The sequence below is a fragment of the Oxalicibacterium sp. genome (assembly GCF_035565035.1).
Lineage (GTDB): Bacteria > Pseudomonadota > Gammaproteobacteria > Burkholderiales > Burkholderiaceae_D > Oxalicibacterium.
Map to the genome: position 1 here is coordinate 1 of NZ_DATMTD010000054.1, position 19,721 is coordinate 19,721.

Here is a 19,721-nt window from a genome sequence, read left to right on the forward strand (position 1 = left end):
ATTTCTGCCGAGAAGATCTCGATGCCGCCGGCGCGAATCGACGCCTGCAATGACGGGATCGATCCGCCGGTGCGATAAAAAAATCCGACGTGCAACTGCTGCCCTGCCTTGACTGCAACCGGTTCGCCAAGCGGCAACACAAGATAATGATTCAGCCAATCGATCGTTGCCGATTGTTCCATGACGACCGCGAGAATATTCTTCGTGATGAAACGCAAGGCATTGACGGTACCATCGCGCTCGATCCTGAATACGCCCTGCCAGAGGATATCTGCGGAAACAGTCTGCGTAAAATCCAGCATCGTGTAGACCGAAGGTTGTGCCAGTTCCACGGTGCCGTTCTGAATTGCAGTCGGTTCCTGGAATTGCACGATGGGCGCGTTGAAGCCTTCAAAGCAGTAGTCCTGCTGCAAAGGTTGGACTGCCATGATCATTGCTTCGGGAATGAATTTCGGCAAGGGACCGCCGAATTTTTCCAGATAGCGCTTTTTGAACGACTCAATCACCTGCACCTGCTTTTCACGCAGCATGGCGGTGTGAATCATTTCACAGATGACGACATCGACCGGCTCCGGAGGCAGATATTCGAACGCATCGCCTTGCACGACCTCGACCTTGTTGCCATTGTCGTTTTGCGAAAGAAAACGTTTTGCTTCCTTAACCAGATCCGGGTTGTATTCGACGCACCAGACCTTCTCCGCCTTCGCCGCGGCGAACCATGACAACACACCGGTGCCGCCGCCCAGTTCCAGCACCTTGCTGCCGGGCGAAACCACGTAATCGATGGCCGTCTTGAAACCCGACATCCGGCGATTATCCATCAGCATGTTGTGGTGGTAATGCACCGGAATGAATTGCCCCAGATAGCAGCTTTCAACTTCGCGTTCGGTCAGCATGTTCATCCCTTTATCGACGTGTGTGTTGCATGGCGGTTCGCCATTGGTAGCGAACCATTATGAACACGCGCCGATAAAGCAAAGCCGGAATATGACGCTGTTTTACATGGCTGTTTTCCTGTTGGAAATATCACACGGGATTCGATAGGAAATTTGATGTCGTGTCATTCAGATCGTGAATATAACGACATCAATTCACGACATCAATTCACAACATCAATCTACGCCCCCATCACCACGGTGACCGCATGCGCCACACCGTCATCCTGCAGAACAATCTCCAGACCAGTCTGAGGAACGCCATCCAGATCGACACGGACAACACCCTTACTGATGCCGTTCAGATTCTGGATCGTGACGTTGTAGTGCGTTTTTCCGTGACGATAATGCAGCTTGGCATTGCGCCATTCCGGTGGCAGACAGGGATCGAACGTGAGCAGGTTTCCCTTGACCCGCAATCCGAGGATGAATTCAACACCGGCGCGATACAGCCAACCCGCTGCACCGGTGTACCACGTCCATCCACCGCGGCGTACGTGCGGCGATTCGGCGTAGATGTCCGCCGCGACCGCATACGGTTCGACCTTGTAGGCCGACATTCCGGTGCGTGTGCTGGTGCGATTGGCAGGGTTGATCATCTTGAACAGGTCATGCGCCTGGCTGCCGTTGCCCATCATCGAATAGGCAATCAGGCACCACACTGCCGCATGCGTGTACTGCCCGCCGTTTTCGCGCACGCCCGGCAGATATCCCTTGATGTAACCCGGATCAAGCGGCGTCTTGTCGAATGGCGGCGTGAACAGCAGGATCAGATCGTCACCGGGACGAACCAGATACTGATCCACCGATTCCATTGCGCGTTGCGTGCGTGCCGGCTCGCCGGCGCCGGAAATCACAGACCAGCTTTGCGCAATCGAATCGATGCGGCACTCTGCACTGCTGGCGGAACCGAGCGGCGTGCCGTCATCGAAATAGGCGCGCCGATACCATGCACCATCCCATGCATGCATCTCAACGGATTTTTTCAGGTCCGCTGCATGCAGCTGCCAGCGTTTGACGCGCTCATGATCGCCGCATGCTTCCGCAACTGGTGCGAAGCGCTGCAATGTCGCATACAGGAACCAGGCAAGCCAGACGCTTTCGCCCTTGCCTTCATGGCCGACACGGTTCATGCCGTCGTTCCAGTCGCCGCCGCCCATCAACGGCAAGCCGTGCGGGCCGGTGCGCAGACTGTGATCGAGCGCGCGTGCGCAGTGTTCGTACACGCTCGCCTTTTCTTCGGAGATCTTCGCTTCAAAATAGTTGTCTTCCTTCTCTGGTGGCAACAAGTCGCCTTCCAGGAAAGGAATCATCTCGTCATACAGTTGTGTGTCCCCGGTGGTTTCGACGTAATGCGCGGCGCAATACGGCAACCAGATCAGGTCGTCAGAGATATGCGTACGTACGCCGCGTCCGCTCGGCGGATGCCACCAGTGCTGCACATCGCCTTCCGGAAATTGACGCGACGAGGCACGCAGAATCTGGTCGCGTGCGAGTTGCGGCGCCGCCAGCGCAAGTGCCTGCGTATCCTGCAGCTGATCGCGAAAACCGTAGGCACCGCCAGCCTGATAGAACGCCGTGCGCGCCCAGAAGCGGCAACTCAAGGTCTGATACAGCAGCCAGCCGTTGAGCAGATAGTCCATTGAACGATCGGGCGTTTCGACCTGTACCGTCTGCAGGATGTCCTGCCAGTGACGCTGGCTGGTGTCGAACACGGCATCGATATCTGCTGCGCGATAGCGTTGCACCAACGTGCGCGCCTCATCGGCATTGTCGGCCTGTCCCATCAGGAATACGATCTCCACTTCTTCACCGGTTTCGATCTCCATCGTCGATTGCACGACGCTGCATGGGTCGAATCCTGCACCGGTGCGGTTTGACAAGGTGCGTCCCGGCATCAGTCCTGCCGGACTGCGCATGCTTCCATTGCGCCCGATGAATTCCTTGCGGTCGCCCGTCCACGCAGTCTGTCGGCCGCACAGATCGACGAAGGCAACCCGTTGGCCGAATTCAATATTCCAGGAATTTCGCGCAAACAAGGCACCGCTTTCAACATCGTGTTCGGTAACGATGAACGGTGCATTGGCTGAACGCATGGCGCCCATCACCCACTCGACATAGGCTGTGAGAGACAGACGACGCTGGCCGCGCGACACGTTCTTCAACCGCAGACGGCAGATCTTGACCGGATCATCCCAGCTGACGAATTGCAGCAGTTCGCTTTTAATACCGCTGCAATTCAGTTCGAACCGGCTGTAGCCTTGTCCATGGCGCGTCGTGTACGTCGCATTCGGTACGCGGATCGGCGACATCGTCGGACTCCACAGCACACCGCTATCTTCATCGCGAATGTAGAACGCTTCGCCCGGCGGATCGGAAACAGGGTCGTTGGACCATGACGTCAGCTTGTTTTCGCGACTGTTCAAGCTCCAGGTATAACCCGTGCCCCGTTCCGAAACGGTAAAGCCGAAGGAGGGATTGGCGATTACATTGATCCATGGCGCCGGCGTCACCTGATCCTGCGTCAATACAATCACGTACTCGCGACCGTTCTTGTCGAATCCGCCGAGTCCGTTGAACAGCGTCAGTTGCGGCGCTTCCGTTGCAGGCGCACCTTGCGGCAAACGCGAACGACGTTCCAGCCAGGAGAAAGGCGCATCGCTGTCGTTATCGGGACGCGGCTGCAACTGTTCGGCCAGGCTGCCTTGTCCGCCTTCCAGTACAACGCGAGCGACTGCCAGCAGCAACGTACGTTCATCGTCGGTAATCAGGTCGGCGCGTACCAGATAGGCGCCGCCACGTTCGCCCTGCTCCTGCTGGGCGGAAAATGCCTGCGCCGCACGCACCATGTTTTCCATCGCGCTCTGCAATTCTTGCGCGTAGGATGTGCCTTTCTCGTTCAGGATGACGAGATCGACCGGCAACTGCTTCATGCGCCAGTATTCATGCGCACGCAGCAACTGCGATACCAGTCGCAAGTCTTCCTGGCGCGACATGCGCAACAGCACAATCGGCCGGTCGCCGGAAATTCCCTGTCCCCACAACCCCGTCTGATTCAAGCGCATGGCGCGCAGCACATGACTGCCGACGCGCGATGCGCGGTCGGAAAACAGGATACGGCTGGCCAGATGCTGGAACAGCTCCGCTTCGTAATTTTCAATGCGCAAATAGTGCAGGCGTACCTGTGCATGTGTCCAGACGAGAGCGGAAATACGCGAAAACGCCGAACCGTCGTGATATTTGTCCGCCAGATTGACGATCGCTTCCCGCGACTCGGCGGCCATCGTTGCGAAGACAAGATGCTTCACTTCACCGGGATCGATGCGTACACGCACACGCAAGCTGAAGATCGGATCGAGCACCGCACCGACCGTATTCGACAACGGCCTGCCGCCGACAATCGAGCGTGGATTGCCGATGTCCTGACCGCGTCCGATGAAACGTGCCCGGTCGGTTTCGTATTCAACGCCGCTCATCGAGTCCCTGCCAACTCCGCTGCCCTCGCCGCTTGCCACAACGTGCGCCGCCCACGGCCGAACTTCTCCGTCCTTGCGCGGCCGGCGCGATGCCAGCAGTCCGCGTACATCGTGCAGATATTCGGTTTCGACAAACAGATTGGAAAATGCCGGATGTGCGATATCGGCAGCGACCGGTGCCAGCAGCACTTCCATGTACGACGTCACTTCAATGAAACGGGTACGCGAACCGTTGTTGGTCAATGTCAACCGGCGCAGCTCGGCATCGTCTTCCGGCGACACAATCACTTCCAGCATGCTCGACAGCGAACCGTCCTTGCGCGAAAAACGCGCACGATCTTCGGCAAACTTGACCTCATAGCTGTCCGGCTCGACGGCGGTCGGTTGATGACAGGCCGACCAGAATTTTCCGCTTTCCGTATCGCGCAGATAAAGATGACTGCCCCATTGGTCGCGTGTCGCGTCTTCGCGCCAGCGGCTCACGCCCAGTTTGTTCCACAGGCTGTAACCGGACCCGGCCGCCGTCAACATCACGGCGTAATGACCGTTGGACAGCAATTGCGTCTCCGGCAACGCCGTCATCGCAGTATCGAAATGACGTGCCACGCCGGATTCCGGCATGACCACTGTCGGACGCAATACATCTTCCCGTATGACCAGCGATGCCGTACGAATCCAGCGGGGCTGCGATTCGTGCAGCAGCAGTTCTGCGGCATGAATGATCGGTTCGCGATGGAAGCGACGACGCATCGCGCGACCGTTCAGCACATTGCCAAGCGACACCAGCAACATGCCCTGATGATGTGCCATGTAGGCGCGCACGATTGCGACGGTCTGGTTTTCCTTGCGACGGCCCGGTGTGAAATCGAGTGCCTCGTAGAATCCATACTCGCCCAGCGCGCCCATTCCCGCCAATCGGCGGAAATTGCTTGTCGCGCTTTTCGGCATGTACATCGCAGCCAGGCCAGTGGCGTACGGTGCGATGACAACATCCTTCTCCAGGCCGCGCTTCAAGCCGAGGCCGGGTACGCCGAACGCCGAGTATTGATACGTGAAATCGCGATCGCGAAGATTGAGCGCCGATTCCGAAATCCCCCACGGCACATTCCGTTCCTCGCCGTATTCGATCTGTCGTGCGACGATGCCGCGGCAAGTCTGGTCGAGCATGCTGCCGCGCGGCGTGGAAACCACCAGTGACGGCATCAGGTATTCGAACATCGAACCGGACCACGACGCCAGAACCGGGCCGTCGGTCGATGCCAGCATGCGACGGCCGAGACGGAACCAGTGGGATGGCGGCGCCTGCCGTTCGGCAATCGCCACCAGACTTGCGAGCCGCGCTTCGGATGCCATCAGATCGTAATAGCTGTCATCCAGCCTGCCTTCATCGACGTTGTAGCCGATCGAGAACAGCTTGCGCTCCGGCGACAACAGGAAGCGGAAATCCATCTCGGTCGCCATGCTGCGCGCCAGTGTTTCCAGCGCATCGAGGCGCTCTATCCATTTCATCACCGACAATCCGGCCTGCGTCAGCGATGCATCCAGCTCTTCGAAGAGCTCGGATGGAATGACGTCCGGATCGAGACGGTTCTGCGATGCATACAATCGGCGCACTTCACCCTGCGTTGTCGCATAGCTGGCAGGCAGATCGGCGAGTTCCGCGTTCGGATCGAAGTGCGCATGCACCAGTTTCCACAACGCGGCGTTGCGGCCGTCGATCATGTCTTCGGCTTCCAGGTGCGTCCACGGCAGCACGGCAACAAAGTCGTCGCAATGCGAACGTACCGAGTCTCGCAATTCGCCCGCCCACGCAAGCACATCCCGATGCGGCTCCTGTAGATCGGAGGCAATCGCCTGTGTCAGGTCGAACAGGTTTTCCGCATGCCCGGCCAGTTTCTTCCAGAAACCATAGGTGAGCGGCGCGTAATCTTCCACGTCAAGCATGTCGCTGAATTGTTCCGCACTTTTACGCAATTCCTGAATGCTGACCGCCTGCGTGCGCAATTCCCGACCGATGCCATCGATAGCCATGCGCAGCAGCAACGCGGTATCGCGCAATCCGTTCAGCGCCGTCGGACGCAACACGCTCTTTTCGCGTTCGCCCTTGCACATCTGCGCCAGCACGAACAGATGTCCTGCCAGATTGCCGCTATCGACCGTCGAGATGTAACGCGGCGGCAGCACTTCCAGTCTTTCGGTTTCGTACCAGTTGTAGAAATGGCCGTGATAGCGCGGCAATTCCTGCAAGGTACCCATCGTCAGTTCCAGCCTGCGCATCGTTTCGCTCAAGCCGATCCAGCCGAAATCGCGTGCGCTGGCGACCGACAGTAGATACAAGCCGAAATTGGTCGGCGACGTCCGGTGCGCAACAACGGGATGCGGTTCTTCCTGAAAATTATCCGGCGGCAGATGATGATCCTGTGCGGTGACGAAGGTCGTGAAGAAGCGCCAGGTACGACGCGCAATCAGGCGCAATTCGGTCGCTTCATTTTCATCAAGATGTTCGACATCCCGATCGACCGGCGGCAGACTGATCGCCCGTGCAATCGCCGGACCGAGCAGCCACAGCAGAATGAAAGGCAGCGCCTGATACCAGTGCGATGGATTGAAGGACAGCACAATCGCGGCAATCGCCACGGCGATCGCCATGCCGACGCGTCCCCGCCAGACGAAGCTGACGATCGAATATTGCTTGTTGCGTCGCACCTGCGCCGACGTCACCCATTCCAGCAATCGCCTGCGTGTCAACGTCAGGCGAATCAGCGTACGCCCTATCGCGTCGATCATCAGCCATGCATGTTGCGTCAACACCGCGAGCGAAATGAAAATCACGGCTAGGGTATCCGGCAGAACAGCCAATCCGCGTCGCCAATGTGCCTTGAATGAAATATCGTCGCGATGCGGCATCAGGTCGGAAACAAACTGAAACACGGACGGCGACGCCAGACCGACAATACCCAGCAACAGCCATGGCCATGCCGGCGCGGATTCCATGCACAACGCGGCGACCAGCGTGACCAGAATGGCCGGCGCCATCAATGAACGGCGCAGGTTGTCGGTGATTTTCAAACGGTCGATCACCGACATCGACACGCGTCCCGCATGCAGCAGCCACGGCAAAAGTTGCCAGTCGCCGCGCGTCCATCGATGCTGGCGTGCGGCAGCTTCTTCCACATGTGACGGGAAATCCTCGAACAGCTCGACATCGTTCACCAGTGCGCAACGTGCCAACGCGCCCTCGAACAGGTCGTGACTCAACATCGTGTTTTCCGGCACCTTGCCAGCCAGTGCCCGTTCGAACGCATCGACGTCGTACAGACCTTTTCCCGAATAACTGCCCCAGCCGAACACATCCTGATAGACATCCGGCACGGCCGCGCCGTACGGATCGACGCCGCCGCGCGCCGCAAAGAAACGACGATACAGCGTACGCTCCTGCGGAGTCGGCAATGTCGGCGTAATGCGTGGTTGCAAAATGCCGTAGCCTTCGACAACCTGATGCGTGACCGGATCATGACGCGGCTGATTCAACGGATGCGCGGCGACACCTACCAGTGCGCGCAACGCACCGATCGGCATGCGTGTATCGGCATCCAGCGTGACGACGTAGCGCACGTTGCGCGGCACCGGTGTGCCGTTCGCGATGAACGACGTGTCGAGCGCATCGCGCAACAGCCGGTTGAACTCGTGCAGCTTGCCGCGCTTGCGTTCCCAGCCCATCCATTTTCCTTCCGATGCATTCCACAGACGCCGCCGGTGCAGGATGTAAAAACGCGTCTGCCCGCTCGCACTTGGCCCGTAACGTGCGTTCAGTTCGGCGATGCCATGCCGCGCCTTTTCCAGCAGCGGCAGATCCTGCGGCATGTGTTCCTGGTTCGCATCCGCCCAGTCCGACAGCAGCGCGAAATAAACCTCGCCGTCCGGATTGGCGAGGTAATGCGTTTCCAGCTGACGGATTTCTTCTTCGATACCGTCGTCACCGGTCAGCATCACCGGCATCGCGACAAAGGTGCGCATGTTGTCCGAGATATCTACCAGTTCCAGACGCGGTAAATGACGCGGCCAGAACAGACGCATCAATATCTTGTTGGATAGCGTGACTGCAATATCCGTCGCGGGAAAAAAGCCGGCAGTCAGCAGCAATGCGAGCAGGACGGTCGGCGTCCCCGCGTCGCGCGTCGTCAGCAGCGGAAACAGCAAAATGAAAAATGCCATCACCAGAATCGTCAGCGGATAGTAAAGCGCCGCATGTGCGATGTAATGGCGCTTCAGCTTTTGCGACAGGTCCGGTTGATAGCCAAGTTCCGCTTCCAGTTCAGCGCGGCCTCGCCCCAGCAGGTAGTAGCCAGGATCGCGGGTGCATTCATCGACTACCGCATCTTTCTCCTTGCTGGCGAGATGCGATTCGATCTTGCGCACCAGCGCATCGGCAATCTGCTGTTCGGAATAGCTGCCATTCAGGGAAATCTGCTGGATGATCTTGCGGTAACGATCCCGTGTCAGGAAATCGAGTACGGTGTAATTCGGCAAGGTTTGCAGTTTCTGTTCAACCAGGCTTACCGATTCAAAAAAGGCTCGCCAGTCGAATGCAGCGATCGCACGCATGCTGGTAATGATGTTGCGTATCGTCTGGTTCGCGGCAACCTGCGTCGTGTGCTCACGCATGACCAGATCATCGATGGTCAGGTCCTGTTCGACGAGACGGGTGCCGAGCGCATCGAGCAAAGGCGTAAAGCCCGGTTCCTGATAACGCAGGCGTTGTACCAGCTGCACGACAAACGGCTGCCGCAATTTTCCGGCGGGAAGAACGACTGCAGACTGTTCGCTTTCCGGCACTTTCTGCGCGAGCACGACCAGATCGTTGGCAAAATCGTCGGCAGCCTGACGGGCCGCCTGCGCCTTGATCACGCGTACCGCAATCCTTCGCAAATGCTCCAGTAATACCGCTCGCAGGACTACCGGCAACACCCACAATTCAATCATGGTCAACGGCTGCACGCGTTGATAAGCGCGAATGAAACGCGTCAACAGATCGGCATCGAAGTGATTGTCGGTATGGGCCGCGAATGCCCAGCACAATGCATAGATGCGTGGCTGGCCTGCATGTTCGCCATTCACCAGCTTGGGCAAGGACTTTCGTATGCGCCGCGACAATTGCTCGATGACGCCAGCCACGTTTTCTTCGACGACATGCAGGTTGTCTAGCAACCACTCAGCAGCCGATGTGATTGCGCGACGTTCTGCCGAGGCGCGCTCGATGGCGGCATGTGCCGCCACCAGCACCTTGCCGTTTTCCCGCGTCATGATCGACAGGCTGGTGCAGCGTGGCGCCTCGCCTGTTTTCAGTTGCGACGCCAGTTGCGCGGCATGTGCTTCCAGCCTTTCCGCACTGAATATTTCGGCGCGTACCGGCTGATCGGCAGGATTGTCGTCGTCAAGCGATGCGTTCAGTCTTTGATCGGGATGAAATAATTTTTTAAACAAGGGAGTCCTCGCTTTGCCGACGAGGAAATTTTTCTTGTTTCAGAACTGCGGACCTGCTCCTGCACTCGCTGTAGCCGGACGCACAATGAAGACGCGAATGACTGCTGTCCTTGGAGAATTGCTTCGTGCATGATGAAAACGCATGCATCTCGATAGTGATGACCATATTTTTCCCCTCCCGCTTGCGCGGTTCCTAGACAACATGGTGGCCCGTATTTTGCTCAGTTGGAGAGTGGGAAATGAGCAAGAGTTCCCCGCTTTACATCAGGCAAGTAAAGGCAGTTGATACAGCAGGCCCGTGACGTGCGACCACTGCGGGAAAATGAAGACTGAATCGAATGCAATCAATGAAAGGTTACCATGCGTGTCAAGTTAATCAACGACGGTTCCGAAAAGACCTATGCCGTCATACTGGAAACCGGTGAAGAAGTCGCTTCGCAATTGCAGCGCTTTGCGAAGGAGCATGCGCTGGATGCCAGCCGTTTCACGGCAATTGGCGCCTTCAGCAGCGCCACGTTGGGCTACTTCAGTTGGGAACAGAAGGAATACGAAAAAATTGCAATCAATGAACAGGTCGAAGTACTGTCATTGATCGGCGATATCGCACTACAGGACGACGAACCGAAAACACATATGCACGTGGTCGTCGGCAAACGCGACGGCACCGCGCACGGCGGTCATCTGCTGGCGGCCTATGTACGGCCGACGCTGGAAATCATCGTCACCGAATCACCAGGCTATCTGAAACGATCGTTCGATGCGGAAAGCGGACTGGCACTGATCAGCATCGGTCCCGAATCCGTGTAGACAGCTTCAATGCATGCGGTCAAGGCGATGCAACACATGCATGGATGTAAAAACTGCCGGCGCATTTTTCAATATCGTGACGAGGTGTGCCGGCAGCCAATGCAAATGGCAGTCCAATCAAAACGCCGACTTCACCACGCCGCCATCAACTCGCAATGCGGCGCCGTTGGTAGCGGACGATAGTTCCGAACACACATACACAACCATGTTGGCAACCTCTTCCGGCGTTGTGAAACGCTTGAGCAATGAGGTAGGACGCGCGGTCTCGAAGAATTCCTTCTCCATCGCCTCGAACGATTTCCCGCCGGACAGTTTTTGCACGAAGTCGGATACGCCTTCCGATTTGGTCGGCCCCGGCAATACGGCATTGACCGTCACGCCGGTTCCGGCACATGTTTCCGCTAGCCCGCGCGACAGGCCTAGTTGCGCAGTTTTCGTCACGCCGTAATGAATCATTTCCACCGGGATCTGCACGCCGCTCTCGCTACTGATGAAAACGACGCGTCCCCAGTTCTTCTTTTTCATCTGGGACAGATAGGCGCGTGTCAGTCGCACGCCCGACATCACGTTGGTATCGAAAAAGTGTTGCCAGTCCTCATCCGGAATATCGTCGAACGGCTTGGGATCGAAGATACCGAGATTGTTGACCAGGATATCGACAGCCGGATGCTGCCTGACCAGCGCTTGGATCTGCTGTGCGTTCGACAGATCACCGACAAATCCGTCGGCCTTCGCCCCCGACACCTGTGACCGCAATGAAGCAAGCGCCTGATCGACCGATTGCTGCGAACGTCCATTCACGATCACGTGCGCACCTTCACGTGCCAGTCCCGTTGCGATGGCGAGACCGATACCTTTCGTGGAACCCGATATCAATGCAAGTTTGCCGTTCAGATGAAAATCCATTTATTTTTCTCCGCATGAATGACTGATGAGTAGAGATTACTGGATAAGATTGGCTGCACCTCCTTATCAACCAACCGAATCTGCGAACAAGGATATGCCTAAGCTGAATTTGATGCAGGCGGGTGGATTGTAAAAAATGCCGGCGTCCTTTGACTAATTTTGTATGGGCAACCTTTATTGAAGAAGAGAAATTTTTCATCGACCGGGCGCAACGCATTGCACCACAACGTTTTCGGCATTAATGCAACTTCTGGCACGTTCCATGCGTCTATCAAGTTCGAAGCACACCGCGATGTCGTTTCCGGCGCGCATTCCAAGTGAATCGCACACGATCGGCAATCATAATCAATCAGAAGAAGGAGTACTGCCATGAAAAAATTTGCGACCATCATGTTGACCCTTGCATTTGCTGTCATCACTGCAGCATGCTCGTCCACCGCTACCTCGCGTAGCGCCGGACAAACCTTTGACGACGCAACGCTGACCAGCAAAGTCAAAACGGAAATCGCGCAAAGCCAGGGCGTCGGCCAAGCTGCATCGATCAACGTCGATACTTATCGCGGCGTTGTCTCGCTGGCCGGTTTTGTCGACAGCCGTGAAAAAGCCAATGCTGCTGTGAGCGCAGCAAAAAGCGTGGAAGGCGTCAAGGACGTGAAAAACAATCTGCAGATCAAACCTTCCAAGTAATTACTGACAGATCTGTTTATTCCTGATTCATCGTTTCGGTGGATCGGGGACGACGGTCTCGCTGATGACACGCTTGCGCGCCGTCAGCGAGGCCGTTTTTTTTGCAGGGGCATCCCCGTTCGAGGGGAAAAAGTACTTCGTCGCGACAAGGCTGCGCGGGCGAGCCAAATTCTGTGCATCGTCGCCTGAAGAGTGTTATTGACGCGTACTGCTCGTCGTTACATTCCGACCCCACCACGTCACCAGCCATTTACAAAACGCACCTACAATAAGCTCGCCTCCACTCTGCAGGACGTGACCATGGATTCCGATACCCGCGAAGAACTACGCCATCTGCTCTCGACCTCCGGGACCATGGCCGGGCTGTGCATTACTGCCGCAACGCTGTTTGCCACCCTCAGAAAAATTGACGCGAAAACGATCGTCGACGATATATTCGTACTCAGCGCATTGCTGTTCCTGCTCTGCACCTATTGCGTATTCTGGGCATTACGCAGCCGTCGCCCGGCAACATCGCGCATCCTGACGCGCATGGCAGACCTCCTGTTTGCCGTCGCCTTGACGGCGATGGTCTCCGCCGGCTTCATCATGACGTACACCCTGTGGTGACAATGAACATTGATACTGCTGGCGCCTGAAAGACCTGATTGGTTGACTGATTGATTGAGAATCGCCTGACTCGCTCAAAAAACCACACCCCTTCCCAAATCGTGAATAAACCTTTTATACTGTACATTCATACAGTATATTGATAACGCGCGGTCATGCACCGCACTTTGTCCCAAACAGCACTTTTGGAGGTTTCTCATGGCCGCAGTTCCGTCCGCTCTTCCGTTTGCTTCATCGTCGCAGTCTTTTTCGTCGGATAACTGGCGCGATCGACCGGTCCGCATAGCATCGGGCTACCCGCCGCTCGACCGCGAATTGCCGAATGGCGGCTGGCCGGCTTCGATGCTGATCGAGTTGCTGCTGGCGAATCCGGATGCCGGCGAACTGCGTCTGCTGGCCCCGGCATTGAAACGTATCGTGCAAGCCGGGAAAAAGCTTGTGTTGCTGGCACCGTCACATATTTCGTTCGCCGCAACATTGCGGGAATTGGGTATCGATGCACACAGCGTGCTCCTGATCGAAGCGGATAATCCGACCGACCGTCTGCCATCCGTCGAACTTGCATTGAAGAATGTCGATTTCGGCGCATTGTTGTGCTGGCTGCCGGAAGCGCGCGATGATCATTTGCGTCGCCTGCAACTTGCCGCAGCCGATACGAACGGACTGGCCTTCGTGTTCCGTCCGCTGCCTGCGCAGAACCAACCGTCGCCTGCGCCATTGCGCATCGTCTGCCAACCGATGCCCGCGGGACGGATGTCCGTTGATATCGTCAAGCGTCGCGGACCGGTACATGTTGCACCGATCGTGCTGTCGCTGACGCCAGAAATGACGAGCCAGCCCTTACCGACTCGTACTCTGGCAAGAGCTGCGGTCAATGTGCCGTCGTATGCGCTGGAACGTCGGGGTGGGATGGAAATACCGGTCGCAGCACGGCCTCGTGCTGCGCGGTGTAACTAGTCCTGTAGAGCCCGGCTGTAATATCGCTGCGGGATTTTGAGGTCCGATATGCTCGGACCCGGAACCGTCCGCTATTGCGCGGACGCGTTGATTTGCCGTACTTCCAGCCGACCGTCGCGGATCTTCAAACGCTGCACACCCGGCAAGGCAATCAGGTCACGGTCATGACAGGCCATGATGACGCTGCTGCCTTCGCCCACCAGTGCCGGGATCAACGCAATGACCTGCTCGCGGGCCGCACCATCGAGGTTGGCGGTCGGTTCGTCGAGCAGCAGTAATTTCGGCGACAGCACGCGCGCCCGCGCCAGTGCGACACGCTGCTTCTCTCCACCTGACAAATAGTTCGGCACGTTATTGCGGAGATGCGCGATACCTGCCCAGGCAATCGCTTCTTCCACTTTTTCTTCGACGATTTTTTTCGGCACGCCACGCACGCTCAAACCGTAGCCGATGTTTTCTGCAACGCTCGTGGAAAACATCACGGGATGCTGATGAACGTAGACGACGGCGTCACGCATCGTCCGCGAGTAGGGAGAAAGATTGACTGACTGTCCCATGAAACGCACATCAGCAGCATCGGCGGATTCCAGTCCGGCCAGAATGCGCATCAACGTACTCTTGCCGGAACCATTGGCACCAGTCAGTACATAAGCGCGCGACTGCCCAATGGCAAGATCTTCGATGTCGAGCAGACGGCGTTCGTGAAAATTCTTTTGCAGTCGTTGAATGGAGAGCAGTTCGTCCATCAGATATTCCTCGCCGGCCGGGTATCGCCCTGTAACAACATCATGGCTGCATTGATCAGCAACGCGAACGCGATCAGAACGATGCCAAGCGCGATGCCCTGCGCAAATTCGCCCTTGCTGGTTTCCAGTGCAATCGCTGTTGTGATCGTACGCGTCTCGCCGGCGATATTGCCGCCAACCATCATCGCGCATCCGACTTCCGAAATTACACGACCGAAGCCGTTGATCACCGCGGCCATCACGCCAAAACGCACTTCATGCAATACCGTCAGCATCACACGCCACTTCGACGCACCATGCACGACGGCAGTTTCCGCCAGTCGCGGATCGGCGGCCTGTACGGCCGACAGGGTGAATGCGATCAGCACCGGCAGCACAATGAATATCTGACCGAGAATGATGCCCGATTGCGTGAACAGCCACTGCATCGAGCCCATCGGTCCCTGCCGTGACAGCAATAGATACAGCAGCAGACCGACCAGCACGGTAGGAAGCGAGAGCGTCGCCTGCGCGATCCAGATCACGACACGACGGCCGACAAACTCATGCGTAGCGATCAAATAGCCGATCAGCACCGCGATCGGCGTGGCAATCAGCAAGCCGACAATCGAGGTTTTCAGTGAAATCCAGATGATTTTCCAGAGCACGGGATCGCCTGAAAACAGCAGGCCGAACGCATCCCTGGTGGCATCGATTAAGGACATGAAATGGTCGTGGATAAATGAGGGAGCGGCAACCGGCGAACACATTGTTCCGACGGGCTCATGTTGAACAGCCGCAATTCTAACGCACCGTCACAGTGCGAAGGAACAGGACGATATCGGCACGATGAAATATCAGGCGACGCGTAGTGGCGTATCGAGCAGATGGGGTTCGTAAATCATGCGCTCCTTGCCGGTCACCAGCAGGAAGTGCCGGCCGGTGCAACGCGCGAGCAAAGTCATGTTGACCTTCTCGGCTACCGCGTGCCCCATCTGCGTCGTGCCCGAGCGGGAGATCAGGAACGGGATACCCATCTGGGCGCCCTTGATCACCATCTCCGACGTCAGGCGGCCTGTTGTGTAGAACACCTTGTCGCCACCCTGCACATCGTCCAGCCACATCATGCCGGCAATGGAATCGACTGCATTGTGACGGCCGACATCCTCGATGAAATACTGCAGTTCACCTTCGGCGGAAAACAATCCGCAGCCGTGCACCGAACCGGCTTTGGCGTAGACGGAATCCTGCGTGCGTATCGTGTTGACGATTTTGTACAGCGTCGATTGCTTCAATCGTGCATCCGGCGGCAGTGCGATGGTATCGATCTCGTCCATCAAGCCGCCGAACATTGTGCCCTGCCCGCAACCCGTGGTCACGACACGATGCGCGGTGCGTTCCTCGATATCGCCGATACCGGCTTGCGTCGTGACGTCTACCCGGTGGCCGGGCCAGTCGACATGAATGGACGCGATATCTTCAACCGATTTCACCAGCCGCTGGTTACGCAGATAGCCAAGCGTCAACGCTTCCGGCGCAGCACCGAGCGTCATTAGCGTGATCAGCTCGCGCCCATCGACATGGACCGTCAACGGACGTTCCGCCGGAATGGATACGGGCGAGACGTGCGCCGTTTCGTCGATGCTATCGACTTCGTACGTCAGCTTGACCGGCGAACTGGAAAATTCAGGGCGATGCGACATGGTTTCAGAATGGGCAGCGAGTGAAGGCTTTCAACCGTAAAACGGCAACAATCATGCAGGTGTTGCGCTGACAAACTCAAGCGGATTTAGCCGTTGGATTGCCACGTTGACAGCAGTTCTTCGCGCTTGAACAGGGAATCGAATAGAGATTATAACGGGCTGCGACCAAACCGGTCTTTCGGATGACAATCCGTTGAGAGCGTTGCAACTATGACAGGAAGGAAAATGACGAAATAAACGCGGCACGCAACGGAAAGGCTTCCGCGCGTGCGAGGGACAAAACTATTTTTTTGCGCCGGCAGCCGGAACCGGCTTGGAATCGGCAACACCGACCGTCGCGGTGGCGGTCTGCAATGCAACATAAGGACCCGGATCTGCACAAGCAGGCAATGACAATTCCGGCTTCGGCTTGCCTTTGTCCTTCAGATAGCGGGCGGCGACCCGATCCTGCGCCAGACATAATTTGTAGGCAGCGACCTTGTCGCTCCACGCGGTCTTGTTTTTCGTTTCTGCCGCCTTGGCTTTGGCTGCGTCGTCCGGCGGCGGCAACTTGGCCATCGCGATGCCGGTCATCATCAGCGTTACCAGCGCAATTGATAGTCTTTTCATCGGTTTCTCCTCGTCGCCGGAATTCAAACTGTCTTTGTCGTCGGCACAACGACTTTTTCGTCGCCTTCCTTGCTGCGCACACGCGGCACCTTGCCACTCTGGATTTCGTCGTACCAGATATCGTGATGCTCTTTCGCCCATGCATCGTCGACATAGCCTGTGCGCATCGCGTCATATGCGCCTTCCATTCCCAGCGTGCCCATATAGATGTGCCCGAGCGACGCGCTGAAGATCAGCACAGCGGCTACCAGATGAATCACATTGGCAATCTGCATGTTGCCGCGTGTGTAGAGAATGCCCGGCACCAGCATGTCGAGTACAAAACCAGAGGCGCTGACAATCAGGCCCAGGAAGACCACGCCGCCCCAGAACCACAATTTTTCTCCGGCATTGAAACGGCCGGCGCTGGCGTGTCCGCGCGCACCGCCCAGTTTCTTGACCCAGTCGAGGTCGCCTCTACCCGGGAAGTTATCCCGTACGAAAATGGCGAACATCACGATCAAACCCACGGTAAACACCGGTCCCACGAAGTTGTGCACGTTTTTGCATGCGTACGCAATCCATCCGAACAATGTGTGACCGAATATCGGCAAGACGACATGCTTGCCGAACAACATCAGCAATCCGGTCAGCGCAAGCGTCACAAAACTGATCGCCACCGTCCAGTGCGTCATGCGTTCAACCGAGGTAAAGCGTTCGATGATTCTGCCGGTACGCGCTTCCTTCAACTTGATCGATCCGAATGAAAAGTAGAAAGCCGCAATACCGACGAAGACGACAATGATCAGCCAGCCGCCATACAGCGTCAGCGGACCGTTGCGATACAGACGCCAGGCCTCCCCGGCAGTCGTGGCCCGTGCCTGTCCCGGAAACTGTGCTTTCGGCTGGATCAGCACACCCGATTCAAGTGCCGGCAGGCTGGAATAATTGTTCGTTCCCTCCTTGATCTGACGATAGACCGGCGCCATGTTGCCAGGCTGAACGCGCGTGCGCTCAGCCTGGTTCTGGTTGAGGTAGCGGATGTCATCCGACTGCACATTCGGCAAGCCCTGTGTTGCAGGTGCAGGCGCTGCTTGTGCCGTCGTTTGCGCTTTCGTGCCGTCAGCCGCCGGCGCGGACTGCGCCAGTGCGGTACCTGCAGTGATTACCGCGAACGACAGACCGACGGAAAATTTGGCGAACCATGTCTTCATGATCATTCCTTCACTGAAGTCTCAGTTATCGACTCAGTTACCGATTTTCACGGACTCATTCTGTACTTGTGCACGTGCACGCATCTGTGTATCCCATTCGGTCTTGTTGCCAGGCGTCCAGCCCTTCACGACATATGGATCGTGCGCCCCTTTGTAAGGTGGAACGTCTCCCGATACACGTGCATCCGCCTGCGACTGGCTTTTTTCGCCGCAACCGAAGACAGCCAGCGCCGCCAGCGAAATGATGAATGTGCGCATCATGATTTTTTCTCCGGTGCTTTCGCTTTCGGATCGTGCGACTGACCGTAGGCGGTGCCCCAGCCCCACACTTCGCTGCCCTTGCCGCGATTGATGACGCGGGTGCGGAAAATATCGGCAATCACATCACCATCTCCGCCAAGCAAGGCCTTGGTCGAACACATTTCTGCACAGGCCGGCAATTTTCCTTCGGCCAGACGGTTGCGTCCGTACTTTTCGAATTCCTCCTTGGAACCGTTTTCTTCCGGCCCACCGGCGCAGAACGTGCACTTGTCCATCTTGCCGCGCAGGCCGAAGGTTCCGTTCGACGGGAATTGCGGCGCACCGAACGGGCACGCGTAGGAGCAATATCCGCAACCGATGCAGATATCCTTGTCGTGCAGCACGACGCCTTCATCGGTGCGATAGAAGCAATCGACCGGACAGACCGCCATGCACGGCGCGTCCGAGCAATGCATGCAGGCGACCGAGATCGATTTTTCCTGCCCGACCAGACCGTCGTTGACCGTCACCACACGCCGTCGATTGACACCCCACGGCACCTCATGCTCGTTCTTGCAGGCGGTCACGCAACTATTGCATTCGATGCAGCGTTCCGCATCGCAGATGAATTTCATTCGTGCCATGGCGATCTCTCCTCATCCCTGATGTCGTGCGGTTTGGTCGTATGCATTGCTACGCCGCCTTTTCAATATTGCAGATCGTGGTTTTCGTTTCCTGCATCATCGTCACCGAGTCGTAACCGTAGGTCGTCGCAGTATTCACCGCCTCGCCACGCACGATCGGCGCCGCACCTTCCGGATAGGAGTCGAGCATGTCCTTGCCCTGCCACCAGCCGGAAAAGTGGAACGGGATGAATGCCGTGTCTTCCCCGACGCGCTCCGTTACCAGCGCCTTGACCTTCAGGCGCGCGCCGGTCGGCGTCGAGACGATCACATATTCATTGTTGCGAATGCCGCGCGCCGAAGCCGCTTTCGGGTTGATCTCGACGAAGTTTTCCTGCTGCAGTTCGGCCAGCCACGGATTGGAACGCGTCTCTTCGCCGCCGCCCTCGTATTCGACCAGACGGCCGGAGGTGAGGATGATCGGGAATTTCTCGTACAGTTTTTCTTCGACGTTCTTCTGCTGCAGCGATTTGTACAGCGTCGGCATGCGCCAAAAGGCTTTCTTGTCGTCGTGCGTCGGGTATTTGGCGACCAGATCCGGGCGTGTGCCGTAGATCGGCTCGCGATGCAGCGGCACGCCGTCCGGGAAATTCCAGACGACCGCGCGCGCCTTCGCATTGCCCCACGGATGCACGCCATGCACCTGCATGCAGACGCGCTGGATGCCACCGGAAAGGTCGGTTTTCCAGTTCTTGCCTTCGGCTGCC

15 protein-coding genes are annotated in these 19,721 nt (G+C 57.2%); 4 read left to right on the forward strand and 11 right to left on the reverse strand.

What is annotated here, in order from left to right; genetic code table 11:
• Together VN114_RS04980 and VN114_RS04985 are read right to left on the reverse strand one after the other, a co-directional pair.
• Positions 1-896 (reverse strand): methyltransferase domain-containing protein (locus tag VN114_RS04980; RefSeq protein ID WP_325512599.1); only part of this gene is annotated, 896 nt, incomplete at its 3' end.
• A 221-nt stretch (positions 897-1,117) separates the two neighbouring features.
• Positions 1,118-9,895 carry a GH36-type glycosyl hydrolase domain-containing protein gene (locus tag VN114_RS04985; protein WP_325512600.1) on the reverse strand — a complete coding sequence of 2,926 codons (8,778 nt, stop codon included), beginning with the start codon at positions 9,893-9,895 and terminating at the stop codon, positions 1,118-1,120.
• A gap of 360 nt (positions 9,896-10,255) precedes the next feature.
• Here VN114_RS04985 and VN114_RS04990 point away from each other — a divergent pair, with 360 nt between their 5' ends.
• Positions 10,256-10,702 (forward strand): PPC domain-containing DNA-binding protein, encoded by a 447-nt coding sequence (locus VN114_RS04990; protein WP_325512602.1) that lies wholly within the window; start codon positions 10,256-10,258, stop codon positions 10,700-10,702.
• Between the two features lie 117 nt (positions 10,703-10,819).
• Here VN114_RS04990 and VN114_RS04995 read toward each other — a convergent pair whose 3' ends face one another.
• Entirely contained in the window at positions 10,820-11,608 is a 789-nt protein-coding gene (locus VN114_RS04995; RefSeq protein WP_325512604.1) for an SDR family oxidoreductase, read from the reverse strand.
• A gap of 369 nt (positions 11,609-11,977) precedes the next feature.
• On the opposite strand from VN114_RS04995, the gene VN114_RS05000 reads away from it, so the two are divergent.
• The 3 genes from VN114_RS05000 (at position 11,978) to imuA (ending at position 13,861) form a co-directional block, all read left to right on the forward strand.
• A complete protein-coding gene (locus tag VN114_RS05000) occupies positions 11,978-12,295 on the forward strand; it encodes a BON domain-containing protein (RefSeq protein WP_325512607.1) in 318 nt (105 codons plus the stop codon).
• Positions 12,296-12,595: 300 nt separating this feature from the next.
• On the forward strand, positions 12,596-12,904 hold the full coding sequence (locus VN114_RS05005; RefSeq protein ID WP_325512609.1) for a hypothetical protein: 309 nt from the start codon (positions 12,596-12,598) through the stop codon (positions 12,902-12,904).
• Between the two features lie 198 nt (positions 12,905-13,102).
• Positions 13,103-13,861 carry a translesion DNA synthesis-associated protein ImuA gene (imuA, locus tag VN114_RS05010; RefSeq protein WP_325512611.1) on the forward strand — a complete coding sequence of 253 codons (759 nt, stop codon included), beginning with the start codon at positions 13,103-13,105 and terminating at the stop codon, positions 13,859-13,861.
• Between the two features lie 71 nt (positions 13,862-13,932).
• On the opposite strand, the gene VN114_RS05015 is transcribed toward imuA, so the two are convergent.
• The 8 genes from VN114_RS05015 to VN114_RS05050 form a co-directional block, all read right to left on the reverse strand.
• Positions 13,933-14,607, reverse strand: a complete 675-nt coding sequence (locus tag VN114_RS05015) for an energy-coupling factor ABC transporter ATP-binding protein (protein ID WP_325512613.1) — start codon at positions 14,605-14,607, stop codon at positions 13,933-13,935.
• Positions 14,607-15,311 carry an ABC transporter permease gene (locus VN114_RS05020; protein WP_325512615.1) on the reverse strand — a complete coding sequence of 235 codons (705 nt, stop codon included), beginning with the start codon at positions 15,309-15,311 and terminating at the stop codon, positions 14,607-14,609. Before VN114_RS05020 ends, VN114_RS05015 begins: the two co-directional genes overlap by 1 nt.
• 132 nt (positions 15,312-15,443) lie before the next feature.
• Positions 15,444-16,289 carry a formate dehydrogenase accessory sulfurtransferase FdhD gene (locus VN114_RS05025; RefSeq protein WP_325512617.1) on the reverse strand — a complete coding sequence of 282 codons (846 nt, stop codon included), beginning with the start codon at positions 16,287-16,289 and terminating at the stop codon, positions 15,444-15,446.
• Between the two features lie 282 nt (positions 16,290-16,571).
• Entirely contained in the window at positions 16,572-16,898 is a 327-nt protein-coding gene (locus VN114_RS05030; RefSeq protein ID WP_325512619.1) for a hypothetical protein, read from the reverse strand.
• A 23-nt stretch (positions 16,899-16,921) separates the two neighbouring features.
• On the reverse strand, positions 16,922-18,091 hold the full coding sequence (locus VN114_RS05035) for a formate dehydrogenase subunit gamma (protein WP_325512621.1): 1,170 nt from the start codon (positions 18,089-18,091) through the stop codon (positions 16,922-16,924).
• Positions 18,092-18,124: 33 nt separating this feature from the next.
• The gene (locus tag VN114_RS05040) at positions 18,125-18,352 is read right to left on the reverse strand and encodes a hypothetical protein (protein ID WP_325512623.1); all 228 of its coding nucleotides are present in this window, start codon (positions 18,350-18,352) and stop codon (positions 18,125-18,127) included.
• Positions 18,349-18,975, reverse strand: coding sequence for a formate dehydrogenase FDH3 subunit beta (fdh3B, locus tag VN114_RS05045; RefSeq protein ID WP_325512625.1), 627 nt, complete (start codon positions 18,973-18,975; stop codon positions 18,349-18,351). Before fdh3B ends, VN114_RS05040 begins: the two co-directional genes overlap by 4 nt.
• A gap of 49 nt (positions 18,976-19,024) precedes the next feature.
• On the reverse strand, positions 19,025-19,721 hold a 697-nt coding region (locus tag VN114_RS05050; protein WP_325512626.1), incomplete at its 5' end, for a formate dehydrogenase subunit alpha.